The organism is Trinickia terrae (assembly GCF_005144415.1).
Classification (GTDB): Bacteria; Pseudomonadota; Gammaproteobacteria; order Burkholderiales; family Burkholderiaceae; genus Trinickia_A; species Trinickia_A terrae.
In genome coordinates, this window is record NZ_SWJE01000001.1 from 143,677 (window position 1) to 170,587 (window position 26,911).

Here is a 26,911-nt window from a genome sequence, read left to right on the forward strand (position 1 = left end):
CTATGGATTGATGAATTCTATTGATCGTCCGTCCATGGCGCTATTCATATAACGTTGGAGACAAAATCGTGAAGATCCGGAAAGCAATTCTTTTTGCAGCCCTCTCGGTATCAGCGGCCTGCGCGTCTTTCGGTGCGTACGCGGAAGACCTGCTCGACGCCGTCAAAGCTCGAGGCACGTTGATGATCGGTATGGAGGGAACTTATCCCCCGTTCGATTATCGCGACTCGCAGGGAGCGCTACAGGGCTTTGACGTCGATGTCGCCAGGGCGCTAGCTGCAAAGCTTGGCGTCAAGCCGGACTTCTATACCGGAGAGTGGTCAGGGCTGATCGGCGGTCTGCAGGCCGGGAAATTCGATGTAGTGGTGAACCAAGTGACCATCACGGAGAAGCGACGTCAATCTCTCGACTTCAGCCCGCCATACGCTTACTCGGCCGTCCAGGTCCTGGAGAAAAAGGACGACAAGAACGAGTATCAAAGTCTCGACGAACTGAAGGGTAAGCGCGTTGCAGTCACGCTTGGTTCGAACTTCGCGGACCTGGCCAAGTCGGTTCCGGGCATCATCGTGCAGACCTACCCTGGAATGTCGGAAGCGCTCAGCGACCTCGTAGGCGGTAGAGCCGACGCGTATCTGAATGACCGGTTGTTCGTGCCTTATCTCATCAAGACCTCAAACGTGCCCATTCGTGGGGGCGGCCTTTTGAAGAACACCAGCGATGAAATCGGTATTCCATTTCGAAAGGGAAATCCGAAGTTCTCGGCTGCGGTGAACGAAGCGCTGACTTCCATGCGGAACGACGGCACGCTCGCCGCGATCTCGAAGAAGTGGTTCGGCGTGGATGTCAGTCATCCGGTCGCTAATTAGCGAATTGCTGGGCAGCCAGAGGCGCGTCGTACGCTGGAGAGTGATGAGATGGATCGATTCGATTTGGTGGTCAATTCGGCCCCTGTGTTATTGATGGGTGCGCTGTTGACTGTGAAGTTCGCGGTCGCAGCGATGGCCTTCGGGCTCGTGGTCGGTGCGCTCACCGCGGTGTTGAGAATCAGCGGCAATCGTGGTCTGGATCGAGTTGCGCAAGCCTACGTCAGTGTCATGCGCGGCACGCCGCTGCTGGTTCAGATGTTCGTCGTGTACTACGGATTGCCCGATGTCGGGGTCTCGCTGTCGCCAACGACAGCGGGGATTCTGACGCTGACGTTGAATGCCGGGGCTTATCTTTCCGAGAGCATGCGTGGCGCGATTCTAGGCATCCCGCGCGGCCAATGGAGCGCATCGCACAGCTTGGGGCTGACCTATTTCCAAACCTTGCGATACGTGGTTGGCCCACAGGCCCTGCGTCTTGCGGTGCCGTCCATGGGCAACACGCTCATCAGTTTGATCAAGGATACATCGCTTGTTTCCGTGATTACGGTGACGGAGTTGCTTCGTTCCGCGCAGGAGGTTATTGCCACGACATTTCAGCCGTTGCCGTTGTACCTCGCAGCGGCAGCGCTGTATTGGGTGCTGAGCTCGCTGTTGGCGGTTGTTCAGAATCGCTTGGAAGGGCGGCTTGCTTTGCAGAGCCGTCACTAGGCGGCGCGAGTATCGCTGTCTGCCTCGAGCAACTTTTCAGATCGGGTAACGCAACATGATCGACATCGATAACGTTTCAAAGTGGTACGGGCAACATCGTGTACTGGATAGCTGCACGACGGTCGTTCAGAAAGGCGAGGTAGTGGTCGTCTGTGGACCTTCGGGATCGGGAAAGTCGACACTCATCAAGACCATCAATGGACTGGAAGGTTTTCAGCAAGGTTCCATAACGGTCGACGGAGTTAGCGTGGGCCACTCGAAAGCGGACCTCACATCGCTGCGCACTCGAGTCGGGATGGTCTTTCAGCATTTCGAGCTGTTCCCACATATGAGCATTCTCCAGAACCTCACGTTGGCGCAGATGAAGGTACTCCGCCGGCCTCGTGAAGGAGCTGACGCGAAGGCGATGATGCTGCTCGATCGGGTGGGGCTCAAATCACATGCGCACAAGTATCCGGGGCAAATGTCGGGCGGGCAGCAGCAGCGTGTCGCTATCGCGCGTGCATTATCGATGGACCCGACGGCGATTCTCTTCGACGAACCGACGTCGGCGCTCGATCCCGAGATGATCAACGAAGTGTTGGATGTAATGATCGAGCTTGCGCAAGAAGGAATGACAATGGTCTGTGTGACGCATGAGATGGGCTTTGCACGCAAGGTCGCGGATCGTGTCCTTTTCATGGATGCGGGCGTTATCGTGGAGGACTGCGTCAAGGACAGCTTTTTCGATACGCCTCGATCGGAGCGCGCGCGGGATTTTCTCGCGAAGGTTCTGCATTGACGCCGACAGTGACTGCGGAAAAGGGCGGCGGGCCCTCGGCGCTACTCGGCAACACGGAAAGTCAAGTGCGCACGCCAATGGGCTGTCAGCGTCAGGGCATCCAGTTTACGATACCCCGCCGATAATCAATGACGATTGGCGTTTTCCAGGGATACCTGAACGCCGAGCCGCCATGGCTTTTATGCATATTCAGAGCTAGATTAATAAATATCACCATGAATACTGAAGTGGAAGTTTTGGTAATAGGAAGCGGCTTTGGTGGATCTGTCGCCGCAAAACGAATTGCCGAAGCAGGTCGCGATGTTCTCATGCTTGAGCGCGGCCCCTGGAGAGACACCGTTCCCAACCGGTCGATGGGAATTAAAGATCTGGTGTCTCTACCGCAGGGCGCCAAAGCCTTCACCCATGGCATACGATCCTTTAGTTCCCATTTATTCAAACGCGATATGGTTCTGAATAAGAAAGGGTTCATCGAAGCTTATTTCGGCGATGGCATCAGCATTGTTTGCTCGTCCAATGTGGGCGGTGGTAGCCATGTTTACGCGGGCTTCCTTGATAAACCGCTGGCTCCAAACTACTGGGATAACCATCACCCGGAAATCTCGCAGGCCGGCATGGAGCGCTATTACAACGAAATACTTGAAGCCCTTGATGCTCGCGCTCTCACACCACAGGATCAAGTGCCCAACCGGATAGAGGAGGCAAACTATAACGGCCTGCTAACATGCCTGGGCAACCCACCGGTCGCAATGCTTATTCCAAAAAGGCCAGGATTTCCTTCCAAGGTTGTAGATAGGAATGGAATCGAGCGGTGGGAATGTGACATGAAGAACAATAGCTTCTTGGGCTCTCCTTCAGGCGCAAAGACCACTTTGGATTTCTCGTTCATCCGGCCGGCCATGCAACAGGGCCTGATCGTCAGAGATATGTGCGAAGCCTTGTCAATACGCCGATTGGCGCAACAAGGTCATGGCGAAATGCGCTATGAGGTCCGCTACCGCGATCATCGAAGCGGGAAAGAAGAAAGTGTCCAAGCGGAGCATGTCATTCTGGCCGCGGGCGGCTTGGGCACCGTTCGGCTACTGCTCAAGAGCCGTGACGTCGAAAAGGGCTTGGCAGGGATGCCAAGGCTCGGCCTCGAATTCGGGGGGAATGGCGATTTCTTCGGAGTCTGGAAGGAAAATAGCAAATCAGATCTTTCAAAAGGCATGCCTATAGCCTCACCGTTCAGGCTCAAGGACTCGAAGAACAAGCGCGTCATTGTCCTGCGCGCGAGCATTCAAGGCCTGGATGATGTACCGGCACCTTCCTTTATCAAGCGTTGGCTACGGAAGCAATCCGTCATTATCGCTTTTGGCGGCGACAATAATAACGGAACCATGGAAATTAAACGTGGCAGATTAAAGATAAAATACAAGTCAAAAGACAACGATATCTATGGTGAGATTGATGATGAACTGAAGAACATCCAAACCATCACCCAGACAAAGGTTTACGCGCCTCGGAATCCCGTCACGGTACATCCCATTGGAGGTGCCTGCCTGGGCACCTCCAACGCAGACGGCGTGGTAGGTGCTAATGGAGAGGTATTCGATAATCCTGGATTGTACGTCGCCGATGCCTCCGCTCTTCCGATGTCCCCCGGAGGTGCCCCCAGTCTGACCATAGCTGCATGGTCCGCCAACGTCGCAGACCGATTGATCGCAGAATTGGAAAATCGCGGCGCACCAAGCGAGGACAGGCGGACGGTGCTGAAAGCTACCTGACGCCCCTCGCAGCGCTGTCAACTTTTCACGTGGTGCGCGAGCGTATTTGGCAATCCCCCCGTCTCAGGGCATCCAACGCGGCGACCTGTCGAATTAGCCATGCTTTATGTTTCAAGCCACTTGTGTCCGAGCGCCTATTCGTCCAATTGCAGCATCTGCTGCCCAAGCTTCTCATCACACGCGTGCTCGGCTTTCTGGCGCAACGGCGCGCCGGTGCCTTGACGCAGTGGGCGATACGCCGCTTCATCGCCCACTACAATGTCGACTTGACGGAAGCCCTGCAGAGGGAACCCGGCGCCTACGCCACGTTCAACGACTTTTTCACCCGTGCGTTGCTGCCCGGCGTGCGTCCTCTGGCGACAGCGCGACTCGTTTGTCCAGTGGACGGCGCGATCAGCCAGTCTGGTCGCATTGAGCGCGACCAGATCTTCCAGGCCAAGGGCAAATCCTTCAGCAGCAGAGCGTTGCTGGCCGGTAATGAGGAGCTGGCACGTCAATTCGATGACGGCCTATTTGCCACCCTCTATCTCAGCCCGCGCGACTACCACCGCATCCATATGCCATGTGACGGCCGCCTGATGTCAATGAGCTATGTACCAGGCGAGTTGTACTCGGTGAGCCCGGCCACCGCGCGCGGCGTCGATGCGCTGTTCGCGCGCAACGAACGTGTGGTGTGCCACTTCGACTCGCCGCACTGCCCGTTCGCCCTAGTGCTGGTGGGCGCCGCCATCGTCGGCAGCATCGCGACGGCGTGGCACGGCGTAGTCAACCCGCCGCGCAGCCACAGCGTGCGTCACTGGGATTATCGCGACAGGAATATCATCCTGATGCAGGGCGAGGAAATGGGGCGCTTCCTTCTAGGCTCGACCGTGGTCGTGCTGTTTCCGCAGGGGCCGCTGCAGCTCAATCCCGACTGGGCGCCGACGCGCGCGGTGTACTTGGGGGAGGCGATGGCGGACTGAGCGTTGGCCAGTCGAGCGTTCGATTGCATGGCTTCACTCGTTTCGATGCCTGAAGACTCGCTACGAACGCTATGCTCATGTCCACGAAGCCTTCCTATCTTTGTTCATTTGCGGTGCACACATGGCCAAACGCACGCTCGGCCAGTGACTTGTGGCCGCTCGAGAATGCGCAGGAGCGTCGAGAAAGGGAAGAACGAGCGCGTCGCCGAGCTGAAGTCAATCAAGGATATCGATCGCTTGTTTCTGATGAATGCGGCCGTGCTCTTGTCGCGGTGACAATCGAGTGGGATATGTCAAGAACGTGGGCTTGAGATGATCGGTTCTTGTGGTGTTTAACGGTCCGATAGGAAGCCTGACCACGAAATTCGACATCGAACCGCGCGCAAATGCAGGGAATTTTTCTCGGGGCAACTCTATTTCGTGAATGGAGCCTCGCCTTGCCTGTCAAGGGATTGCCGCCGATATTCGATTGCCACCGGGGCAACCTAACGGGCAACGTGACAGTTTAGAGTTGCTGCACATCTTCGGGCAGACGTTCCCCGATGCCGTGACGCACGTCGTCCGCAACGGTTACTTCGGCACGCCGGATAAATTCGCGCTGTATCAGGAATCGCAGCTTCGCAAATCGATCGAGATGAAGGGGCGGTCGCTGGACTTCCCCGATCTTGCGGATCGCGTTGCCGATGAGCTGCGCAGTCAGCGTATCTCTATCCGCAAGGCGGCCGAAAATATGCAGATCGGGCTGCGTGCGGAACTCTTTCGCTGGCGCGAGCTGTGCGACGCCATGTTCTCGAAGGTGATCAGCACCGATGGGCCAGACCATGAGCAATAGGCGGTCAAGGCCGGTCGACCCGCTCATCCGCCTATTTCGCGAAGTGTCGGGCGATGTTCCAAACGAAGCCAGCCTTGCTCGCATGCGCCGGGTGTCCGGTGCTCTAGACCTACGTGACAACGACGCGCTATGGGCGATGATTGCCGTGCTCGAATACTACGCACGCCTGTACGAGGCTATGCCCGAACGTATCCGATGGGCAAGCGAGGGAAGCCTCGAAGCCGCGCGCCGGGAAGTTGGCGGTGCGACCGATGCATTGATGCAGCAGCATCAGGATGCGCTTGAACGATGCAAGGCGACGATTCAACTGGCGGAAAATCTGATGCAGGAACATGAGGCGCGGTATCGGGCAGCGCTGGCGAACGTGAATGAGACGGCGATGACGACCTTGATCGAACGCATGACGAATCGGGTGTCGCGCGCGGCAGGTAACCGGCAGATCGGTGCGGCTGCAACTTCGGCACGCGAGCAACGTAGGCGATTGGACGACACCATCAGCATATTCGAGCGGGCAGTCGAGGCGTCGGCGGCGCGTTCTATCGCGCCAAGTAGGCCGGGTGCAACAACGGGCAGTTCTACACACGCGACATCATGGACCGCGCCGCCGATGGTTCCTTCGCAATATTTCGGTGAACACTTGTTCGAGCGTGTCGGACAGCAGGTCGGCCAGTGCCTCGCTGAACACCATCAGCGGGCGAATCTTCAGGATGCCAGCCTCGGGTCCGGTGGTGCTGCCTGCTTAGCTCAGCCGAAATCGCGCGGCGGCGCTCGCCAACTCGACCGACTGCTGCTTCAGCGATTGCGCGGCCGCCGCCGCTTCTTCGACGAGCGCGGCGTTGCGCTGCGTGTCGTGGTCCATGCGTGCAATCGCCGAGTTCACGTGAGCGATACCCGTGGCCTGTTCCTCGCTCGCTTCTGCAATCTGGGCGACGATTGCCGCGACCCGCTGTACGCTGGCTACCACGTCCCGCATGGCGGTTCCCGCGCGCTCCGCGAGCTCGGACCCGGCTTGCGCTTTGCTGACCGACTCGTCGATCATCGTCTTAATCTCCTTCGCCGCGGTGCCCGCGCGCTGGGCGAGGCTGCGCACTTCGCCTGCTACCACAGCGAAGCCACGTCCTTGTTCGCCGGCCCGCGCGGCCTCGACCGCCGCATTCAGTGCGAGGATGTTGGTCTGGAACGCAATGCCATCGATCAAGCCGATGATTTCGACAATCCGGTTCGACGCGCCGTTGATCGACGCCATCGTATCAACCACGGACGCCACGATCTCGCCACTTTTCGACGCGACGCCGGACGCCGATTGCACGGCATGGTTCGCTTCCTTGACGTTGGCGGCGTTTTGCTGGACCGTCGACGTGAGTTGTTCCATGACAGCAGCGGTTTCTTCCAGCGACGCCGCCTGCGACTCGGTACGCTCCGACAAATCGAGGTTGCCCGCGGCGATTTCGTTCGAACTGGTCGCGATCGCATCGGCGCCGCTGCGCATCAGGCCGATCGTATCGACGAGCCCGTTGCGCATGCCGGCCAATGCGCGCAGCATCGCGCCGAATTCATCGCGGCGATGCACGTCGACCCGCGCGGTGAGATCGCCGACGGCGATGCGCGAGAAATGCTGCTGCGCTTCGTGCAGCGGCGCGGAAATCGACCGGTTCAGCCACCACCAGGCCCATGCCGCGCTCAGTAGCGCGACGGCGAGCGCGAGCGCCGTGCCGATCGTGGAGAGCCAGACCGTTTCCGTCGTCTCTCGGTAGCGGGCTTCGCCAAGCGTGTTCTGGTAGTTGTTGAGCGCCGTGTTGGCGTCGTTCATTTTGAGCAGCAATGCGCCGATTCTGCGCAGCTTCGTCTTGTCGACCGGATTGCCGTCGCGGGCCGACAGTGCGGCGATGGCCGGCCGCAATCCCTCGTTCTCGAGCGCGGCGCGCTGCGCGTGCGTTTCGTCGGCAAGCTGTGCTTCGTGTTCGTCGCTCTTCGGCAACGCCGCATATCGGTTCCACCAGTCGTTCGAGCTTTTGAGGTAGGCCTCGGCGTCCTTCAGCAATTGCCGGGCATTGTCGGCGTCCGGATCGGCGCCGACCTGCTCGGCCGCCAGGGCCGAGCGCACCATCAGAATGCTGGCCTTGCTGATCGCGATCGAAGAGCCCAGGCGGTTGTGGTACGTGTCGTCCTGTGCGTTCCTCGCCTGCATCAGGCCGCTCAATCCCAGCCCGCCAACGACGCCGCTCAGAAGTGCGAGGCACCCCAGCACGATGGCCAGACGTGCCTTGACGGTCAATGCGGTATGTCTCAAAGCGTGTGCTCCGTTGAGTAATATCGACGCGCGTTCATCGAGGCGTGGCGTGTGCAAGGGAGGCCACAAACGGGTTTTACGGCATGCGCGACGGTTTGTTAAGGCCTCTTCAAGCTGATGACTGCATGGCGAGCGATGGCGCCGGTACGGTGAGCGAAGCCCGCATCACATCAAGAGGTACTGCGCTAAAGCGAGCTGCCGCCGCAGATCATGATCTGCTGACCGGTGATGGCACCCCCGTTGTCTCCCAGCAGGTATGCGACCATCGACGCCACTTCGCCGACTGTCACGTACCGGCCGATGGGAGGCGTGACGGGCGCGCTGGAGGTGCGTTGTGGGTCCGCCAGCATGGGCGTCTGAGTGGCGGCCGGCGAGACTACGTTGACCGTGATGCGCCGCGGCGCCAGTTCAATCGCCCACGAGCGGGCCATGCCGACCATCGCCGCCTTGGCGGCGGCGTATTGGCTGCGGCCCGCCGCTCCGCCGGAAACGCGGCTGCCGATCAGCACGATGCGCCCGCCGTCATGCATCGCGGGCACGAGCACATTGGCGAGCGCGGCTGCCGCAGCCACATGAATCCGCCACATCGCCTCGCCGCTCGCGTCGTCTAGCGCGCCGAGCCGGGCGGTCTTCATGAAGCCCGCCGCATGTACGAGTCCGTCGACGGCGCCCAACCGGCGGGCGAGCGGTGCGATGGTGCCGGTGTCGCCGAGGTCGGCGCCGACGTGAGTGAAGCGTTCGTGGACGAGATCCGGCATGCTGCGGCTCATGCCGATTACGGCATGGCCGTCGTCGAGCAGTCGCGCCGCGACGGCGCGGCCGATGCCAGAACTCGCGCCCGTCACCACGATGCGTTTTGTCGAGTGGTCGTCCATTTCTCGCCGAGCTGGCGGGCTCCCGTTATGTGCGATTCAGTTCGCGACGGCGATCGGCAGCACCCGAACCGACTCGACTACCAGTCCCGCGACGTTCTCGAACGCATGCAGGCCGGCGTGCAGCGATGCCGCATCCGTAATCAGCGTCCACGGCTTTTCAATGGGCGCCCAGTGCTGCTGGCTGTCGCGATTCAGCTTGTCGGCGGTGACGAGGACGAAGATGCCGGCAGCCTGCCGTATCACGCACTCCTTCAGGTACGCCTGCTCGGCGCTTGCCTCGCAGAGACCCCGGCCAGGCACGACGCCATCCGCTCCCAGAAACGCCTTGTCGACCGTGATGCGGGTCAACGCAAGCTGCGCGATCGGGCCGAATGTGCTCATGCTCGACTCGCGCACTTCGCCGCCGATCAGCGTCACGGGCACCTTGCCCGCGGCGAGGATCGGGACGGCGAGCAGATTGTTCGTCACCACGTGAATATCCTGCCGGTTCGAGAGCGCGAGTGCGAGCGCCGCCGTTGTCGTGCCGCTGTCGAGAAAGATCGTGTCGCCCGCGGCGACGTGGGCGGCGGCCGCCAGGCCGATGGCATCCTTTTCGGCCTGGAAGCTCTGCCGGCGTTGATCGAGCGACTCTTCCGGCGCGTGCACGCTGACCGATGCCGCGCCGCCGTACGTGCGCAGGATGAGGCGTTCGTCGGCGAGCGCGCGCAGATCGCGGCGCACGGTAGCCTCCGACATGCCGAAGTGTTCGCATAGTTCGGCAACTTCCGTCATGCCTGACAGGACGGCCTTGAGCATGGCCTCTCGGCGGCGGGCAACTTTCATGTTCTGATCGGTATCGGGTTCGAGACGCCGCCTGCCGGCACGGCAGGCGACAGCGCCGGCGGCCGGGCGCGAGCGTAGTTTAACCATTTCCGATTGCGGCATTTGCGCCTGTCTGCGTCGCTGAATCGTCCATGTGCGCTCAGATCGTCGCGAGCGCCGTTGCCCAGTCTTCCGTCACGCAGACGTACTTGATGCGCTGGCGAAAGTACGTGTAGGCGATGTGCAGCCGCCCGTCAGCAGACTGGACGATCGACGGATAGGAAAACTCGCGGTTGAGCTTGTCCGTCGAGTTGTTCGTCATGCAGTAGCCGTCGCCTGTCTCCAGATTGCGTGCGATGGGCCACGTGCGTCCGCCGTCGGTCGAGACGGCGAGCGTCATCGGCGCGCGCGGCGCACCCCAGAATGCCGTGCCGCGCGCCGACGCCGCTTGCGTCGCCAGCGTGCCGCTGTCTTCCGAGTCTTCGATGTCGTCGTAGAGCGACGCGCGGCGGCCTGTGCTCTGCGCCGCGCTGCTGTTGTTGAACACGAGGCCCAGGTGGCCGTTCGCCAGCGCGGCGAACTGGATCGACGAGTTGTTGTTCGGCAGATCGAGCGGCTGCGGCTCGCTCCAGGTGCGCCCGTCGCTCGAACGGCTCACGTGGATGCGATCGGCCCAGCGGCTGCGAAAGAGGGCGAGAAGCGAGCCGTCGAGAAGCGGCTGGATGTTCATGTGCACGCAGCCGACGCTGCCCGGCACTTCGTGCCCGATCCAGCTCTCGCCGTGATCGGTCGAGCGCATGACGACGCTGATGTCGTCGTTGCCCGACCAGCGTTCGCCCGGCGCGACGCGGCACAGGAACACCGGGCACAACCACGCGCCGTCGGGCGCGACGACGAGCGGCTGGCGCACGAAGGTGCCCGGTTTGCCGAACAGCGTGTCGATCGGCCCCCACGTGCGGCCGTGGTCGGCGGAAATACGCCGGCGCACTATCGACGTGTTCTGATGTCCCGACAATTGCGCTGTGTAGACGAGCCACAGTTTGCCGTCGGGTGCGGCGAACAGCACCGGGTTCTGCTCGGAGCGCGTGGGGTCTTCCGAGAGGCGCACGGGATCGGTCCAGGTCGAGCTGCCCTTGGCGAGTCGCGACAGGTAGATCGAGATATCGGGCACGCCTTCCTGGGTGCCGCCGAACCACGCGCACAGCAGGTCTCCGTTGTCGAGCGAGAGCAGATTGGCGGCGTGGTTCTGCACGGTTGCTGCCGGCAGGTACGCGTCGATGCGCGCATCGTCGCCGGCGGCGGGGTGCAACTGGCCCGGCATCGTCGTGGCCTGGGCGGGCAAGGTGGACTGGCTGGTCATGATGAAATCCTGATGCGATGAGGCAAAGCGGGCTGAGCGGCGCCGGCGGTTGCGCGGCAATTACGAATCGGGGTGCGCGATGCGTCCGTGTTCGACTTGTGCGCCGTCGCTACCCGCCGAATGGAACAGCAGCTTGTCGATGAACATCACGACGGCCGGCGTGGCGAGTGCGATGTACATGTTGTCGATGCCGAACGGATTGCCGAGCAGATACCAGACGGTGGTGGCGATCGTCGCGACGGCGAGTGCCCAGATGGCGCCGCGGCTGCTGTTGAAGAACGGCAGGTAGATGCCGATCAGCGCAACCACCGTGACGCTGAGCCGCAAGGCGCGCGTGAAGAACGACAGTGCGAGGATCTGCGGCGCGAACAGCACGAAGACGAGCGGCAGGAAGCCGACCGCGAACGAGATCGCGCGCGTGGCGCGCAGTTCGCGCTCGGGCGTCGGGCGATAGCGCGGCACGTAGAAATCCTTGACGATCAGCGAGGCGATCGCGAGCGCCACGGTGCTCACGCTCACGAAGATCGAGGCGACTAGCGAGACCGTCACGACGCCCGAGAGCAGCGGATTCATGTGCTGCAGGAAGATCGGCAGCGCGTAGAGGCTCTTGATGTGCGGGAACAGAAACTTCGCCGCAACGCCGAGAAAGCCGAGTGCGAGCGCGATGGGAATACACAGCGCGCCGGCGATCAGTGTCGAGTTGCGGGCATCGTCGGCCGACTTCGCGCCCGAGATCGCCTGGATGATGAACTGGGTCGAGAAGATCGCGCCGGCCGTGCCGATGATCCACGCGCCGATCGTGCCGCCGCCGAGCAGCCCGTTCCAGGTGAAGTAGTGCGGGGGCATGGCCTGCGTCATCGGCGCGATGCCGCCCGTCATCGAGAGCGCGACCCACACGAGAATGCCGATGCCGACGAGCTTCACGGCGCTGTGCAGGATCGTCACGTAGGCGACGCTCTTGAGCCCGCCCCAAGCGAAGTAGATCGTGCTGACGATCGCCGTGATGAAGGCCGCCGTCGGCAGGTTCACGCGCATGACGGTCGCGATGGCGGCAGCGCCGCTCACATAGTTGCCCACGTTCACAATGAAGAGCGCGTAGATCATGATGGCCGAGACGACGAGCTTGGCGCGCTTGCCGTACTTCTGCGCGATGAAGCCGGAGATAGTGAATTCGCCGGAGCCGTAAAGGCGCTTCGCCATGAACAGGCCGAAGAGCACGAAGCCGATCGAAGCGGAGAGCACCGACCACGCGGCCGCGATCCCGACGTTGAAGGCTTCCTGCGAGGTGCCGATCGTCGACTTCGCGCCGATGTACTCCGACATCAGCAGGATGGCGATCACGACGGCGGGCGTGGAACGCCCGGCGACCATGAACTGCTCGGTGGTCTTGCTGCGCAGGCGGATACTGATCCAGGCCGTGATGACGATGTAGACGGACACCATCGCGACGATGACGGCCGTGTCCCACGCGGTGAAGCGATTCATTGACGTCTCCGATATGTGTTGTGTGCCAGGCTAGTCGTGCCCGCTCGCTGGCTGCGCGCGGGCATGCGGCGTTACGCCGTCTGCGCGGCGGCGCGTCGCGTTGCGAGGTCTTGCGCCTGCTTGAGCGCTTCGAGCATGCTGCGTTCGTCCGCGATGCCTTGGCCCGCGATGTCGAACGCCGTGCCGTGGTCGACCGAGGTGCGGATCACTGGCAGCCCTACCGTCACGTTCACGCCGGCCTCGAGCCCCATCACCTTGACAGGGCCGTGGCCCTGGTCGTGGTACATCGCGACCACCACGTCGAAGTCGCCGCGGCCGGCGCGAAAGAACAGCGTGTCGGCGGGCAGCGGGCCTTCGACGTTCCAGCCGCGCTCGCGCAGCGCCGCCACGGCCGGCATGATCTTCTCCTCTTCCTCGCCGTAGCCGAACAGGCCGTTCTCGCCCGCGTGCGGATTGATACCGCACACGCCGATGCGCGGCTGCTCGATGCCGGCGCGCGCGAGCGTTTCGTGCGCGCGCTCGATCGTGCGCTGCACGAGGCCCGGCTCGATCTTGCGGATCGCGTCGAGCAGGCCGATGTGCGTCGTCACGTGGATCACGCGCAGCTTCGGCGCGACGAGCATCATCGAGACTTCGGGAATGCCCGTGAGGTGCGCGAGCATCTCGGTATGGCCGGGGAAAATGTGGCCGCCCGCGTGCAGCGCCTCCTTGTTGAGCGGCGCCGTGCAGATGGCGTCGAGCTCGCCAGCCGAAGTCAGCTCGACGGTGCGCGCGATGTACTGGTACGCGGCGTCGCCCGCGACGGGCGACAACTTTCCATAGGGAAGCGTGCCGGGAATCAGGCCGAGATCGATGCAGTCGACCACGCCGAACTGGAAGCGCGCGTCGGCCGGGGCGGCGATGGCGCGTACCGCGAGCGAGACGCCCGCGCGGCGGCCCGCATCGGCGAGCCGTCTGGCGTCGCCGATCACGAGCGGGCGGCAGCCGTCGTAGACCGATTCGTGCGCGAGACTCTTCATGATGATCTCCGGCCCCACGCCGGCGGCATCGCCCATCGTGATGCCGATTACGGGACGATATGTCATGGCTTCCTCTTTGCTGGATGGATGCGGCGCCTGGGCATCCGCTTGCGTCGCGGCGGCAAGCCGCCGCCAGGCGCGATACAGGGTGTCGGGCCGGCCGAAGCCGCCCGCCTTGGTGACTACCGGCAGCGCGTGCGCCGCGTGGGTGGCGGCGAGAAGCGGCACGCCGTCTTCGATCTCCTCGAGCACGCGCAGCGTCGTCACGCCCATCGCGGCAAGCAGCATGCGGGCGGTCTCGCCACCTGTGGCGATCAGAGCTGCTGCGTGTTCGGCCGCCGGCGCGAGTCGTTCGGCGAGTTGGCGAGCGAGCAGGGCGCCGTCCGCGACCGGAAGGCGTCCGCTTTGGCTCAGCGCGACGACGGCGTGGCGGCCGCACATCAGCGTGTGCGTGACGCGCGCGCCGAGCGTGAGCGAGACCGGATTGACCGGATCGAGCAGTGAGGCGGCGTCGACTTCGAATAGATCGAGCGAGGCGCCGGTCTCGGCGCGCAGTGTCGCGACCTGCTCGCGCGACACGCTCGACATGCTGCCGGCCACCACCAGCACGCCGCGCGGGTGCCGCGTGGCGGCGAGCGCCGCGGGGCGTTCGGGCGGGCGCGGCGCGACACCGCGGGTCAGTTCGGCGACAAGCGGCTCGGCAAGACCCGCCGACCCGGCCCAAAACACACCGTCGAGCGGCGCCGACGCCGCCGCGATGGCGGCGAGGTCGGCGTCGGTCTCGCTGTCGCAGACCACGGCCTGCGCTGCGCCCCGGCACGCGGCGAGCCGCGCGCGCAGCGCGGCGACGCCTGCGCGCACGGCGCGCAGATCGAGATGGGCGACGCGTAGACCCGCGCGCTCGAGCATGACGCTTACGTCGGCCGTGCCGCCGATGCCTTCGTTGCGCCAGACCTCCGTGTCTTCGACTGGCGTGCCGAACACGAACTGGCGGCCGTCCTGCGTGGTCCGGCCGGCCGCGGGCAGGGCGGGGGCGACGATCGCCATGCCCGCACAGCCGGCGAGGGCGGCCACTTCGGCGGCGACGTTGCCGCGCAGCGTCGAGTCAATCTTCTTGTAGAGCCGGCGGCCTTGCGCGTGAGCGCGCCATGCCTGCGCATTCGCGCGCGCCGCCTCGGCGGGCGCTGCGCGGCGCGTGTCGGTGTCGATCGCCAGCACCTCCAGGTCGCTAGCGGCCTCCGCCTGCCCGGCATCGAGGCACACGATGCTTTCGAGGCCAAGGCGCGTGCACTTCACGGCGCAGTCGGCTGTGCCCGAGAGGTCGTCGCCGAGTATCAGCAGGCGCGGGCGGTGGTTTTGCTGGACATTCATGGCAGCAGGCGGCTGTAGATTGTCTTGATGTCGTCGAGGTTGAGCGGCTTCGGGTTGTTGCCGAGCAGGCGTTTGACCTTGGCAGCGGCGACGGCGAGCGCGTCGAGATGCGTCTCGTCCACGCCGAACGCCCGCAAGTCCTGCGGGATGGCGAGCGCCGCGGTCCATTCCCGCAGGCGTGCGAGGAACTTGTCCGCAGCGGCCTCGTCGCTGTCGCCGTGCCCCGCGATGCCCAGCGCGTGGGCGACCGTGGCGAGCCGGCCGGCGACCGCGTCGAGATTGAAGGCCATCACATGCGGCAGCAGCATCGAGTTGGCGACGCCGTGCGTGATGTCGAACATGCCGCCGAGCGGATAGGCGAGCGCATGCACGGCCGCCGTGCCGGCAGCGGTCAGCGCGAGCCCGCCGTACATCGAGCCGAGCAGCATCGCTTCGCGCGCCCTCAGCGAATGGCCCTGCTCGTACGCTTCGAGAATGTTCGCGCCGATGAGCCGCATCGATTCCATCGCGAACATGTCGCTGATGGGGTTCGCTTTGGTCGAGATATACGATTCGAGCGCGTGAATGAAGGCGTCCATGCCGGTCGCGGCCGTGATCGGCTGCGGTAGGTCCAGCGTGAGCGCGGCATCGAGAATCACGAGCTGCGGCAGCAGATGGCGGCTCACGATGCCGACCTTCAGCGCCTCGTCGGGCAGCGTGACGATCGCGTTGGGCGTGACCTCGGAGCCGGTGCCGGCTGTCGTCGGGACGAGGATCAGCGGCACGCCGGGCGACCGGATGAGATCGATGCCGAGCCAATCGCGCAGCGGCTGCGGGTTGGTGAGCCGGACCGCGAACAGCTTGGCCGCGTCGAGCACGCTGCCGCCGCCGATCGACAGCACGGCATCGGGCGCGAACGGTTCGATCTGGCTGCGAAACACCGTCTCCACGTTTTCGATCGTGGGTTCGGGCTGCACGTCGCGCACGATCAGCGTCTCGACATCCTTCGCCTCGAGGGCGGCGACGACCCGGCCAGCCACGCCATTCCTCTCCATTACCGGTTGGGTGATGAACGCGATGCGGCGCACCGGCCGGTCGAGGAGCGCGAGCTTGTCCGGCAGCTGATCGAGGCTGTGAGGGCCATGCACGACGTGCTTGACGGTCTGGAAGTGATAGATGGGGTTCATGTCGCGGGTCTCTGCTCTTGTCTCTGTTTCGGTCGGGCTGGGGCGCGGGGCGAGCGTCGCGCGGGACGCGTCAGGCCACGCGCGGGTAGATTTCCAGCGCTTTGATGAGGCGCTCGCGAGCGCCGGCGTCGAGCGGCTGGGCAGGCGAGCGCGCCGGGCCGGCAGGCATGCCGAGCAGCGCAGCGGCCGTCTTGAGCACGACCGGCATGGTGCCGAGCGCGAACGCGTCGCGCAACGCTCGCAGCGATTCCTGCGCGCGGCGGGCCGCGTCGACGTCGCCGGCCTGGAAGCTGTTCCAGATCGACATGACGACGCCGGGCACCGCGTTCGTCGTAGCGGCGACCGCGCCGTCGCCGCCGGCGATCAGGGTCCAGAGAATCATCGAATCGGTGCCGGTGAAGACGGCGAAGTCGTCGCGGCGCAGGTTGATGAGTTGCAGCAGACGGTCGAAATCGCCGCCGCTGTCCTTGATGCCGCGAATGTTCGGGATCTCGGCGAGGCGGCGCACGGTGTCGACCGTCAGCGTCACGCCGGCCTTGGCCGGGATCGTGTAGAGCATCACGGGCAGCGAGGTGGCGCGCGCGATACGCTCGTAGTGCGTGTACAGCTCCTGCTGCGACGCGCCGTTGAAGTACGGCGTGATGACGGAGACGGCGTCGACGCCCGCGTCCTGCATCTTCTGATTGAGCGCGATCACGTCCCGCGTGGCGTAGGCGCCGGTGCCCGCGATCACCGGCACGCGCGATCGCGCCTGGTCGACCGCGATGCGCGCGACGCGCAGCTTCTCCGCTTCGGAAAGCGCGATGAACTCGCCATTGGTGCCGAGCACGAAAAGCGCATGCACGCCGGCGTCGATCAGACGGTCGACGAGGGTTCGCAGCCCGGCTTCGTCGATTTCCTCGCCGGCGGTCATGGGGGTGATGAGGGCAGGGACAATGCCCTTGAATGTGACTGACATGCTCGATCTCCGTCAGGTACACGTCGGTGCGCTTGGACAGGGGGTATTCGCTGCCGATGTTGACCTTGTTGTCGTTAGCGTCGCCCTTGCCGCGACGGCTCGCGGACTCGTACGCTACGCCCGCCGGTAGTGCCAGCGCAGCCCAATTGCGATTGAATCAATCATTTTCATGACGAGCCCGTTGCTGCCTCTGCAAAATCCGCTCAATTCGACAAAGGATAAATGATTGAATCGATCAAAATAAGCGAGTGTAAACCCTTGCTTGTGACTGATTCAATCGTTCTGGGCAATGCAAGGTGTCCGCGGAACAGCGGTGAATAGCGGCCCGATCCTTCTTGAGCGTCCATAGGGCCGGCTATCGTCGCTAAGTGAAATCCCTTGGTGACGTCATCGGATGGTAACGCTACCATTTTGGCCATTGAAGCGCTGGCTACCTGCCTATAGCGCGTACGGCGCGATGGTATCGCTACCATGGAGAGATCAGTGTCATCGAATCGAAAAACACCCGAACAGCTTCGCAGCTATCGCTGGTACGGCGTCAACGACCTCCGCTCGTTCGGTCACCGTTCGCGCACCGCGCAAATGGGCTATCACGCGTCGGATTACATGGGCAAACCGGTGATCGCCGTCGTCAACACGTGGAGCGAGATCAACTCGTGCCACACGCACTTCAAGCAGCGTGTGGAAGAAGTGAAGCGGGGTATTTGGCAGGCTGGCGGTTTTCCGGTCGAGATGCCGGTCATGACGCTCGCGGAGCCGTTTCAAAAGCCGACGACGATGCTCTATCGCAACTTCCTCGCAATGGAGACGGAGGAGTTGCTGAAGTCTTATCCGTTCGACGGTTGTGTCCTGATGGGGGGCTGTGACAAGACCACACCCGGCTTGCTGATGGGTGCGATCAGCATGAATCTGCCATCGATATTCCTGCCCGCCGGCCCGATGCTGCGCGGCAACTGGAACGGCCGCACGCTCGGTAGCGGTTCGGACACGTGGAAGTACTGGGCCGAGCTGCGCGCCGGCAAGATCACGGAAGACGAGTGGAAGGGCATCGAGAGCGGCATCGCCCGCTCGCCTGGCCATTGCATGACAATGGGCACCGCCTCGACGATGACGAGCGCCGCCGAAGCGCTCGGGCTGACCTTGCCGGGCTTCTCGTCGATACCCGCGGTCGACTCGCGGCACGCCCAGTTTGCGTCGCTAACCGGCCAGCGCATCGTCGAGATGGTATGGATCGACCAGAAGCCGTCGGACATCCTGACCGCGAAATCCTTCGACAACGCTGTCACGACCGTGCTGGCAATGTCCGGCTCGACGAACGCGATTGTCCACTTGGTTGCTGTGGCGCGCCGCGCCGGTATCAATCTGACGACCGCACGCTTCGACGAGTTGGCGCGCATCACGCCGGTGCTCGGCAATCTGCGGCCGGCCGGCCAATACCTGATGGAAGACTTTTTCTATGCCGGTGGCCTACGCGCATTGCTGGTCGAACTCGGCGAGCTGATCGACGGCTCGCAGATGACGGTCAACGGCGCGACGCTTGGCGAAAACATCGCGGGCGCCGAGATCCATGACGACGATGTGATCCGCAAGCGCAGTAATCCGCTCGTCGCCAGCGACGGTCTTGCGGTGCTCAGCGGCAATCTCGCGCCGGACGGCGCCGTGATCAAACCCGCGGCAATGGAAGCTCATCTGCTCAAGCATCGCGGTCCCGCCGTCGTTTTCAAGGACTATGCGGATATGGCCGCGCGCATCGATTCGGAACAACTGGAAGTCACCGCCGATTCGGTCATCGTGCTGCAGCATGCCGGTCCAGTCGGTGCGCCGGGCATGCCCGAGTGGGGCCAGCTACCGATTCCGCAAAAGCTGCTGAAGCAAGGGGTGCGCGACATGCTGCGCATTTCCGACGCGCGCATGAGCGGTACCAGCTACGGCGCGTGCGTGCTGCACGTGGCGCCTGAATCGTTCGTCGGCGGACCGCTGGCACTGGTGAAGGACGGCGACATGATCGAACTGGATGTTCATGGCCGCCGCTTGCATCTGGAAGTCAGCGACGCGGAGCTGGCCGCCCGCAAGGCTGCATGGCAAGCCCCGGCGCGTCCGTTCCAGCGCGGCTTCGGCGTGATGCACCAATTGCACGTGACGCAAGCGGACAAAGGCTGTGACTTCGATTTTCTCGAAGAACCCGTGAGCGGAGCCGTGCAGCCGGATCAGACACAAACATCCCAGACGGAACATGCCGTGGGCACGCGACCGGCATCGCAGCGCACCGAGCCTGAAATCCACTAATTCATCCTAGCCCTTCATGACCGCATCCGATATCACCGTCAGCGACGCGACACTCGAATTGCTTCGCCACGTCAGTACTGCGACCTTGACCACGCAGCTCTTCAAGCGCGGCTTGCGCAACGTGTTTCTGCAAGGTGTCGCGCCGCTCGTCAAACCGTTGCCTGGGGCGCCCAACGTCGTCGGCCCGGCATTCACGTTGCGCAACATTCCGGCGCGAGAAGATCTCGACCACGTCGGCGTGTTTCAGAACCCGGATCATCCACAGCGCAAAGCCGTCGAAACGGCGCCGCCGGGCAGCGTGCTGGTGCAGGACTGCCGCGGCGATCGCACGGTCGCATCGGTCGGTTCGATTCTTGCGCTACGTTTGGCGAAGCGGGGCGTCGCAGGCATGGTGTCGGACGGACCAGTGCGCGACAGCGGCACGATTGCGGAATTGGGCTTGCCGATCTGGTGCGCCGGCGCGAGCGCGCCGCTCAATCTGGCAAAACACCATGCAGTCGATATGAATGTACCGATTGCGTGCGGTGGTGTGCCTGTCTACCCGGGCGATATCGTTGTCGCCGACGTGGACGGCGTCGTGATCGTGCCGCGGGAAATGGCCGCCGACGTCGCTCGCGACGCGACCGAACAGGAACAGCTCGAGGTGTTCATCGCGCAGCGCATCGCCGAGGGACGGCCTTTGCGCGGCACGTATCCGCCGAACGAAGAGACGCTGGCTGCCTACGCGCAGTGGCGTGTGCAAAAACAATAGTACGTCGATGCTGTTCCGATCCATCGCATAACAAAGGCTCGCACGCATCGCGAGCGCAGGAGACACAGTGACTATCACGACACCGGCGCTCGACGAATCGCGCCTGATCAACCGACTCGCACTCCGTTTGATTCCTCTGCTCGGACTGATGTATTTGGTCGCTTACATCGACCGCTCGAATATCAGCTTCGCCAAGCTCCAGATGCTCGGCAGCCTGGGGCTGTCCGAAGTGGCGTATGGGCTGGGCGCGTCGCTGTTCTTTATCGGCTATCTGATCTTCGAAGTGCCGAGCAACGTGTTGTTGCACAAGTACGGCGCGCCCCGCTGGATGGCGCGCATCATGTTCACGTGGGGCGTCGTCACGTTGTTGCTCGCCTTCACGCGGAACGCGACGATGTTCTACATCCTGCGCTTCCTGCTCGGCGCATCCGAGGCCGGCCTGTATCCGGGCGTGATCTATTACCTGACCTTGTGGTTTCCTTCGCAGCATCGCGTGCGGATGCTCGGCTACTTCACCGTTGGCAGCAGTCTGGGCAACATGGTCGGCGCGCCGATCTGCGGCTGGCTGCTCGACAAGGGCGGTCTTGCTGGCCTGCAGGGCTGGCAACTCGTGTTTATCGCCACCGGCATGCCATCGATCTTATTGACATGCGTCGTGTTGTTCCTGTTGCCGGCCTCTCCGAAGCAGGCGAAATTCCTCTCGCCGGACGAGAAGCAGTGGCTCACCGTTACGCTCGAGGCGGAACGGGCTCAAACGAAGTTGAACTATCGCGCGGATCAGTCGTTGCTGCTCAGTGTCCTGACTGAGCCGCGCGTGATCGGCATGGCCCTCTACTACATGATGCTGTCGATTTCCGTATATGGCGTGAGCTATTGGCTGCCGACGCTGGTGAAGGGCTTCGGGGTCAGCAACACCACTAACGGCTTGCTGAACATCATTCCCTGGCTGATGGCGACAGTCGCGTTGGCGTGGCTGCCATCGAAGCTGCGCGGTGGCAACCGCGCGATCGTTGCGATGCTGGCGACGGCCTTGCTCGGCGTCGCATGCTTTCTGAGCGCCGTGTTTCTGCCCACCAACACGCTGCGTTTTGCGGCTCTCTGCCTCGGCGCGCCATGCATGTATCTTCTGATCCCGTGCTTTTGGACTTTGCCGCCCAAGTTCCTGTTCGGCGCGCGTGCGGCCGCTGGGATCGCCGCGATTAATTCGCTCGGCAACATCGGCGGGTTCATCGCGCAGAATCTGGTGCCATGGGTCCGGCAGGCCACCGGCAGCGTGAAGACGCCAATGCTGATTCCTGCGGCCTGTCTGTTGCTGTTCGCCTTGATCACCTTGATGATCCTGCGCCGTCAGGGCACGCGAGTCGCGCACAACCGCTTATCCGTTGCCGAATAGCCCCCCTTCGTGCATGCATGCCGGCCGAAGCCGCGTTCGATCCGTTTCGCGCCCCGCCGCCCGAGACCGGCGGCGGAATACAATTGATGCGATACGTTCATTCCAGCCACTGCCATGCCGAATCAGAAGCCGACCGCCGCTGCCATTCCCGATGCGCCGGAATTGGCGGCGCCCGCAAAACGCCTGCGCGGCGGCCCCAAGGGCTTGCGCATCACTGACGTCGCCGCGCTGGCAGGCGTCGCACCGATTACCGTGTCGCGTGTGTTCAATAGCCCCGAGACGGTCGCGCCCGATACGCTCGAACGGGTGCGCCAGGTTGTGCAAAAGCTCGGCTATGTGCCCAACCGTCTCGCGAGCGGCTTGTCATCATCTCGCTCGCGACTGATCGCGGCGATCGTGCCGACCATCGCCCACTCGCTGTTTTCGGAAACGATCCAGGTGTTCAGCGAGACGATGTCCCGCGCGGGATACCAGGTATTGCTCGCGTTGAGCGGCTACAGTGATTCAAGCGAAGAGGCATTGCTCGACGCAGTGCTGAGCCGGCGTCCTGAAGGGGTGCTGCTGACCGGGATCGCGCACACCGACTCCCTGCGCGAGCGGTTGCGCAACGTGGGCATGCCGGTCGTCGAAACGTGGGATATGACCGCCACGCCGATCGACATGCTGGTCGGGTTTTCGCATCATGAGATCGGGGCGGCGGTGGCCGAGCACTTTTTGCAACGGAAAGTGCGTGCGCCGGGTCTGATCTCCGCGAACGACGATCGTGCACTTGCACGTCGCGACGGCTTTCGCGAGCGACTTGCACAGGCGGGTGTTGGCGAGATTGCCGAGGTGCTGGTTCTGCCGCCGAGTTCAATAGCCGTCGGCAAGGCTGCATTGCCGACGTTGCTGGAACAGGCACCGAACTTGGATGCCGTGTTTTGCGGCTCCGACCTACTTGCGATCGGCGTGCTTGGCGCTGCTAAACGCCTGGGTCTGAGCGTGCCTTCCCAGTTGTCGATCTGCGGCTTCGGCGATCTCGAATACGCAACGGAGACCACGCCACAACTGACGACCGTGCGCGTGGACGGCGCCCGAATCGGACTCACTGCCGCTCGATGCCTGCTCGATAGGCTGAGCGGCGTCGAGAAGTCCAAGGTGAACAACGTTGGATTCCATGTCGTTGAACGTGAGACGACTTGACACTCCAGTCGGGCCTTGAAGACCATGTTGGCTCGAGAGATAGAGAAGATGGAGTGTCGGTGCTCCTGCATTCCCTCGTCATCGCGCCTCTGAGATTTTTGTACGCGATTGAATAACGACGCCGCTCAAAGCGACTGGGACTCTTACGCCTTGTATCTTGCTCGACATCTTGGGATGTGACGGGAATCATTGCAAGTTCAGGGATTGTCCTTCCGCTACGGCGTCGATTGCTTTCAGCAAGCCGTCCCGGCCGCCGTGAACATCCATCCATCGCAGAACGCGACAGGCCGCGTCAGCGTAGATCATCCGGTCTTGGCCGGCGCGAGGCACCCACTCGGCAGGACTCAACGGGAGCGGACTGTCGATATCCCGCATGCAACGCTCGGCAGCGCCCGTTCCAGGATTCAGGTACCGATTGTTATTGGAGACAATGACAGCGATGCCTTCGTCGAACCAGGCGGGCATAGCGCCATTGACCAACTTCCACCAACCGATCCGCCGATGTAGCTCTACAAGCGAGAACTCATGCGCCAGGATAGTGCGCGTTTGGCCGTGGGGCGCGAGTGATAATCGCAAAGGGCGTGGTCGTAGTTGAAGCAAGCGCCCCACGCCCTCCCATGCGTCTGTCGCACTCGTCCGTAGAACAGGCAACGATGATCGGCGCGAGATCGAACGTACCGTAGAAATCTTGAACGAGCGACTCGGCTTCCTGCGCGAACGGCATGCGTCGGAACAGCCAAGTGAGGTATCGGTACGGGTCGATCGCGCGGGCCTTTACCGATCATGCCGCGTCCCGGACTATGCCGAGTCGAAGCACACAGGCGCTTGCTGAACGACACACTCTGTTTTTCCATTCGCCATAGTCTGGAGCCCTATCCCGCCAGGTAACGGGAAGGTGCAGCAGACATTGGCACCGAAGCTTACTACCCGGATTCAACTGGTCGTCGCAACACGGCTTCTGTTTGTAGAGCGTAACACCTCATTGAAGGCCTCGGCTGGCGCACGCTACTGCGTGAAGCGAGGCAGATTCTTACCCGGGTTGAACGGGCGCAGGCCCTAGTGCGCCGGGCGAGAACCGTGCAAGAGGCGCAGCTACGGATCAGCCTGGCCGGGACGGCCTCAAGGATCTCGACGACGCTGCCGAGGCCGATCTGGCAGCGATGCTCGAGTTTCAGGCCCGCGAGGCTTCTCACTCCGACGACTTGGTCACCGCGGCCTGCGACTGGTTTCAGCGACTTCGAATTCCACGTCCAGAGCAAGCTCCCAGGCTCAAATACGTCGTGATGTACCGGGAGCCGCACTTCAACTTTTGCGCGCGTCTCAATCACACTCGTTCCATTTTCAAAACGATGTGTTTCAGCGTCATTTTCTGCAAATTTGCCAGTTACGATCTGGTCACCGGGCAGCGAAATCGATTCCCGGTCGCGCTGCCTGGCTTGCCCCGACATGAAACGGCAAAAAGAAGAATACGCAAAAGCGTGGCGTCGAATTGCGTTGCCGCCGGGCTTGGAAAATTCAGAGGAGACTTGAAATGCGAGCGAAAAATAGAGGATACGAAAACCTTCTGTTGGTCCTTTTGTTCTTTACGGTTGGGTCGGTTTTTTTTGACCGACTATCGATCAATTTTCTGTTTCCGTTCATGCGGGAGGATTTCGCATTGACGAACTCCAGAATCGGCATGGTGACGTCTGCCTTGGCGCTCACCTGGGCCGTCTCTGGCGTCCTGCTAGGCGCCTACGCCGACCAGAGCAACCGCCGAAAGCCGGTCTTGATCGCCACCGTGATCGTGTTTTCTCTGTGCTCGTTCTTCTCAGGACTGGCAGGCACCTTTGCCGCGCTCGTTATGGCACGCGCGTTGATGGGATTGGCGGAAGGCCCGATCTTGCCGGTCAGCCAATCATTGATGGCTTTTGCCTCGAGCGAATCGCGGCGGGGCTTCAACATGGGGTTCATCCAAGCTTCTGCGGTCGGTTTGCTCGGAGCGGTGCTGGCGCCGGCCGTGATCGTGCCGCTGGCGAGCACACACGGATGGCGTTTCGCGTTTTACTGCGCGGGCATACCGGGGCTCGTACTCGCCATACTGCTTGCGATGTACATACGTGAACCGGCCGTCGACGAGAAAAGGGAGTTTGCTCCCTTGATGGCTCAACGCGAAATGCCGTTCACGCGTGTATTGATGAGCAGAAATATCGTGATCTGCATCATCATGAGTTGTCTGTTCATCACGTGGTTTCTTGCCATTGCCGCCTTCGGTCCGGCCTACCTCATCGAGAGACGGCACTTTTCCCCGGCGCAGATGAGCATCTTCATGACCGTGCTTGGCATTTCGAGCGTGATAGCCGGATTCGCCGTGCCGGCCTTGTCCGATCGGATCGGGCGCAAGCCGACGTTGATTGCGTTCTCCGCCGTCGCTGTATGCGCACCGCTCGTCATCGGCTATTTCCAAGGCACGTTCGTTATCCTTTGCGTCGCCATTTTCGTCGCATACCTTGGCTACGGTTGTTCCGCGATCTTTATCGCAACGATTCCTGCAGAGAGCGTGCCTCGATATTTTATCGGCAGAACTGTTGCGACGGTCATCGGTACGGGCGAGGTGCTTGGCGGATTCATTTCTCCGATGTTTGCCGGGTTCTCGGCCGACAAATTCGGCCCAGCTGCGCCGTTCGTGATCGCGGCGGCTTCTGCCGCCCTTGCAGTGTTTGCGTCGTGCTTTTTACGCGAAACGGCGCCTCGCAAAGATCGCCTTGTCGTACCGGTGCCGACGGTCGCAAGTGATCCTGCGGTCGGCTGATGATCGAATGAACCGCTCGCTTCGCTACGCTTGCTTGCGAACCTCGCGCACTGCTTTCGGCGAGCGGCCGGTGGCCTTTTTCCGCGCATCGGACACCGGCCCGGCCGAAGCTCGAACGACAAGTTCGGCCGGGAGGGTGATGCGCGCTGCTGGCGCTTCTGTGCCGGCGATGCTCGCGAGGAGCGTGTTGACGGCCGCCCTCGCCATTTGCTGGAACGGTTGGCGGACCGTAGTCAAGGCGGGGTGAACTTGCGCCGCCATCGGTATGTCGTCAAAGCCTATGACGGAGACGTCATCGGGAACGCGCAAGCCCGCCTCGCGCACCGCGGCGATGACGCCGAACGCGCTGAGATCGTTGGCGGCGAAGATCGCCGTCGGCGGCTCGGCCAGGCACAGCAGATCGGATGCGGCTTCAAAGGCTCTCATTTGGGATAGGTCGCCTGCCACCACGAGATTCGGATCTTGGGGCAGGCCGAGCCGGCCAAGCGTATCGCTGTACGCTCTTCGACGATCTCTGACACCTTCAATGGTTTCGTCGCCCGATATGAAGGCGATGCGGCGATGCCCGAGCTCCGCGAGATGTTCGACGGCGAGGCACGCTCCGCCATAACTGTCGACCGAAATCGACGGAAAATTCGTCAATGAGCCACGTTGGTCGATCAGCACGACCGGCACGTGCGCTGCCGCCAGGGTATCGAACCACGCGGACTCCCGCGGCAGAATCGCGACGACGCCGTCCGCGAACTGGGGCAGCAGGCCGAGCAGGCTTCGGTGCGCGTCGCGGTCTTCGTCGAAGACCGTATAGACGAGGGTCTCGTAGCCAACCGCGCGAGCGGCGCGGCCAACGCCGAGAATCAGCTCGCTCGCGAACTGGTTGTCGAGCATGGGCGTGATGATGCCGATGATGCCGTTGCGTCCGCCCGAAAGCTTTTGCGCGCTGCGATTCACGACGTAGCCGATGTCGGCGGCGATCCTGAGCACTTCATCGCGTGTCTCCCGTGACACGCCGGGGCGGTCGTTGAGTGCTCGCGATGCGGTCATCTGCGAGACGCCGGCAATCTTCGCGACTTGCGCGAGGGTGGGAATTTGCTTGCTCATGGCCGATGAGATCCGGAAAGACGCTGGCGGTCGTAGGTTCGAGTTGGTGTCCGATTTCAGGGCGGAATTTGCCGACAGTAACGTTACCGCTACCGAACGTAGTCGACATTTTACCAGCGGGTTTCTGGCACACAAGCCCCTCCTAGCAGCAGCTTCGTTTTTGTCTGCCG

General features: G+C 62.5%; 18 protein-coding genes and 3 pseudogenes. 12 read left to right on the forward strand and 9 right to left on the reverse strand.

Features of this window, described 5'->3' with window-relative positions; genetic code table 11:
* Positions 1–68 precede the first annotated feature (68 nt).
* From FAZ69_RS00600 to FAZ69_RS00630, 7 genes and pseudogenes are all read left to right on the forward strand, one after another.
* On the forward strand, positions 69–866 hold the full coding sequence (locus FAZ69_RS00600; protein WP_136892018.1) for a transporter substrate-binding domain-containing protein: 798 nt from the start codon (positions 69–71) through the stop codon (positions 864–866).
* A 48-nt stretch (positions 867–914) separates the two neighbouring features.
* A complete protein-coding gene (locus FAZ69_RS00605; RefSeq protein ID WP_136892019.1) occupies positions 915–1,574 on the forward strand; it encodes an amino acid ABC transporter permease in 660 nt (219 codons plus the stop codon).
* A 55-nt stretch (positions 1,575–1,629) separates the two neighbouring features.
* Positions 1,630–2,355 carry an amino acid ABC transporter ATP-binding protein gene (locus tag FAZ69_RS00610; RefSeq protein ID WP_136892020.1) on the forward strand — a complete coding sequence of 242 codons (726 nt, stop codon included), beginning with the start codon at positions 1,630–1,632 and terminating at the stop codon, positions 2,353–2,355.
* A 215-nt stretch (positions 2,356–2,570) separates the two neighbouring features.
* Positions 2,571–4,121, forward strand: a complete 1,551-nt coding sequence (locus tag FAZ69_RS00615) for a GMC oxidoreductase (protein WP_136892021.1) — start codon at positions 2,571–2,573, stop codon at positions 4,119–4,121.
* Positions 4,028–5,017: pseudogene (gene asd / locus FAZ69_RS00620) on the forward strand (archaetidylserine decarboxylase); the annotation flags it as partial. The gene FAZ69_RS00615 and the pseudogene asd, both read left to right, overlap by 94 nt.
* A 44-nt stretch (positions 5,018–5,061) precedes the next feature.
* A pseudogene (locus FAZ69_RS00625) lies at positions 5,062–5,231 on the forward strand (transposase); the annotation flags it as partial.
* Between the two features lie 339 nt (positions 5,232–5,570).
* A pseudogene (locus tag FAZ69_RS00630) lies at positions 5,571–5,915 on the forward strand (protein mobD); the annotation flags it as partial.
* Between the two features lie 739 nt (positions 5,916–6,654).
* On the opposite strand, the gene FAZ69_RS00640 reads toward FAZ69_RS00630, so the two are convergent.
* The 8 genes from FAZ69_RS00640 to dapA all read right to left on the reverse strand — a co-directional run bounded on the left by FAZ69_RS00640 (position 6,655) and on the right by dapA (position 17,240).
* Complete coding sequence (locus tag FAZ69_RS00640; protein ID WP_169708516.1) at positions 6,655–8,205, reverse strand: methyl-accepting chemotaxis protein; 1,551 nt, start codon at positions 8,203–8,205, stop codon at positions 6,655–6,657.
* 185 nt (positions 8,206–8,390) lie between these two features.
* The gene (locus FAZ69_RS00645) at positions 8,391–9,080 is read right to left on the reverse strand and encodes an SDR family NAD(P)-dependent oxidoreductase (protein ID WP_136892024.1); all 690 of its coding nucleotides are present in this window, start codon (positions 9,078–9,080) and stop codon (positions 8,391–8,393) included.
* Between the two features lie 36 nt (positions 9,081–9,116).
* The gene (locus FAZ69_RS00650) at positions 9,117–9,902 is read right to left on the reverse strand and encodes a DeoR/GlpR family DNA-binding transcription regulator (RefSeq protein WP_136892025.1); all 786 of its coding nucleotides are present in this window, start codon (positions 9,900–9,902) and stop codon (positions 9,117–9,119) included.
* 139 nt (positions 9,903–10,041) lie between these two features.
* Entirely contained in the window at positions 10,042–11,241 is a 1,200-nt protein-coding gene (locus FAZ69_RS00655; protein ID WP_136892026.1) for a sialidase family protein, read from the reverse strand.
* 60 nt (positions 11,242–11,301) lie between these two features.
* Positions 11,302–12,726, reverse strand: coding sequence for a sodium:solute symporter family protein (locus FAZ69_RS00660; RefSeq protein WP_136892027.1), 1,425 nt, complete (start codon positions 12,724–12,726; stop codon positions 11,302–11,304).
* A gap of 71 nt (positions 12,727–12,797) precedes the next feature.
* The gene (pdxA, locus tag FAZ69_RS00665; RefSeq protein WP_136892028.1) at positions 12,798–15,116 is read right to left on the reverse strand and encodes a 4-hydroxythreonine-4-phosphate dehydrogenase PdxA; all 2,319 of its coding nucleotides are present in this window, start codon (positions 15,114–15,116) and stop codon (positions 12,798–12,800) included.
* A complete protein-coding gene (locus tag FAZ69_RS00670; RefSeq protein WP_136892029.1) occupies positions 15,113–16,282 on the reverse strand; it encodes an iron-containing alcohol dehydrogenase in 1,170 nt (389 codons plus the stop codon). Before FAZ69_RS00670 ends, pdxA begins: the two co-directional genes overlap by 4 nt.
* Before the next feature lie 70 nt (positions 16,283–16,352).
* A complete protein-coding gene (gene dapA, locus FAZ69_RS00675; RefSeq protein WP_136892030.1) occupies positions 16,353–17,240 on the reverse strand; it encodes a 4-hydroxy-tetrahydrodipicolinate synthase in 888 nt (295 codons plus the stop codon).
* A gap of 471 nt (positions 17,241–17,711) precedes the next feature.
* Here dapA and araD point away from each other — a divergent pair, with 471 nt between their 5' ends.
* From araD to FAZ69_RS00700, 5 genes are all read left to right on the forward strand, one after another.
* A complete protein-coding gene (gene araD, locus FAZ69_RS00680) occupies positions 17,712–19,526 on the forward strand; it encodes an L-arabinonate dehydratase (protein ID WP_240702046.1) in 1,815 nt (604 codons plus the stop codon).
* Positions 19,527–19,542: 16 nt separating this feature from the next.
* On the forward strand, positions 19,543–20,277 hold the full coding sequence (locus FAZ69_RS00685; protein ID WP_136892031.1) for a ribonuclease activity regulator RraA: 735 nt from the start codon (positions 19,543–19,545) through the stop codon (positions 20,275–20,277).
* 67 nt (positions 20,278–20,344) lie between these two features.
* The gene (locus FAZ69_RS00690; protein ID WP_136892032.1) at positions 20,345–21,670 is read left to right on the forward strand and encodes an MFS transporter; all 1,326 of its coding nucleotides are present in this window, start codon (positions 20,345–20,347) and stop codon (positions 21,668–21,670) included.
* A 114-nt stretch (positions 21,671–21,784) separates the two neighbouring features.
* The gene (locus FAZ69_RS00695) at positions 21,785–22,852 is read left to right on the forward strand and encodes a LacI family DNA-binding transcriptional regulator (protein ID WP_136892033.1); all 1,068 of its coding nucleotides are present in this window, start codon (positions 21,785–21,787) and stop codon (positions 22,850–22,852) included.
* Positions 22,853–24,383: 1,531 nt separating this feature from the next.
* Positions 24,384–25,643, forward strand: a complete 1,260-nt coding sequence (locus tag FAZ69_RS00700; RefSeq protein ID WP_136892034.1) for an MFS transporter — start codon at positions 24,384–24,386, stop codon at positions 25,641–25,643.
* Positions 25,644–25,667: 24 nt separating this feature from the next.
* On the opposite strand, the gene FAZ69_RS00705 is transcribed toward FAZ69_RS00700, so the two are convergent.
* The gene (locus tag FAZ69_RS00705; RefSeq protein WP_240702047.1) at positions 25,668–26,876 is read right to left on the reverse strand and encodes a LacI family DNA-binding transcriptional regulator; all 1,209 of its coding nucleotides are present in this window, start codon (positions 26,874–26,876) and stop codon (positions 25,668–25,670) included.
* Positions 26,877–26,911 lie beyond the last annotated feature (35 nt).

What these genes read in the sequence shown, in the direction of transcription:
- FAZ69_RS00605 (WP_136892019.1), top strand. Translation starts at nt 915, where the DNA reads ATGGATCGATTCGATTTGGTGGTCAATTCGGCCCCTGTGTTATTGATG.
- FAZ69_RS00610 (WP_136892020.1), top strand. Translation starts at nt 1,630, where the DNA reads ATGATCGACATCGATAACGTTTCAAAGTGGTACGGGCAACATCGTGTA.
- FAZ69_RS00615 (WP_136892021.1), top strand. Translation starts at nt 2,571, where the DNA reads ATGAATACTGAAGTGGAAGTTTTGGTAATAGGAAGCGGCTTTGGTGGA.
- FAZ69_RS00645 (WP_136892024.1), bottom strand. Translation starts at nt 9,080, where the DNA reads ATGGACGACCACTCGACAAAACGCATCGTGGTGACGGGCGCGAGTTCT.
- FAZ69_RS00650 (WP_136892025.1), bottom strand. Translation starts at nt 9,902, where the DNA reads ATGAAAGTTGCCCGCCGCCGAGAGGCCATGCTCAAGGCCGTCCTGTCA.
- FAZ69_RS00655 (WP_136892026.1), bottom strand. Translation starts at nt 11,241, where the DNA reads ATGACCAGCCAGTCCACCTTGCCCGCCCAGGCCACGACGATGCCGGGC.
- FAZ69_RS00660 (WP_136892027.1), bottom strand. Translation starts at nt 12,726, where the DNA reads ATGAATCGCTTCACCGCGTGGGACACGGCCGTCATCGTCGCGATGGTG.
- pdxA (WP_136892028.1), bottom strand. Translation starts at nt 15,116, where the DNA reads ATGAATGTCCAGCAAAACCACCGCCCGCGCCTGCTGATACTCGGCGAC.
- FAZ69_RS00670 (WP_136892029.1), bottom strand. Translation starts at nt 16,282, where the DNA reads ATGAACCCCATCTATCACTTCCAGACCGTCAAGCACGTCGTGCATGGC.
- dapA (WP_136892030.1), bottom strand. Translation starts at nt 17,240, where the DNA reads ATGTCAGTCACATTCAAGGGCATTGTCCCTGCCCTCATCACCCCCATG.
- araD (WP_240702046.1), top strand. Translation starts at nt 17,712, where the DNA reads ATGGAGAGATCAGTGTCATCGAATCGAAAAACACCCGAACAGCTTCGC.
- FAZ69_RS00685 (WP_136892031.1), top strand. Translation starts at nt 19,543, where the DNA reads ATGACCGCATCCGATATCACCGTCAGCGACGCGACACTCGAATTGCTT.
- FAZ69_RS00695 (WP_136892033.1), top strand. Translation starts at nt 21,785, where the DNA reads ATGCCGAATCAGAAGCCGACCGCCGCTGCCATTCCCGATGCGCCGGAA.
- FAZ69_RS00700 (WP_136892034.1), top strand. Translation starts at nt 24,384, where the DNA reads ATGCGAGCGAAAAATAGAGGATACGAAAACCTTCTGTTGGTCCTTTTG.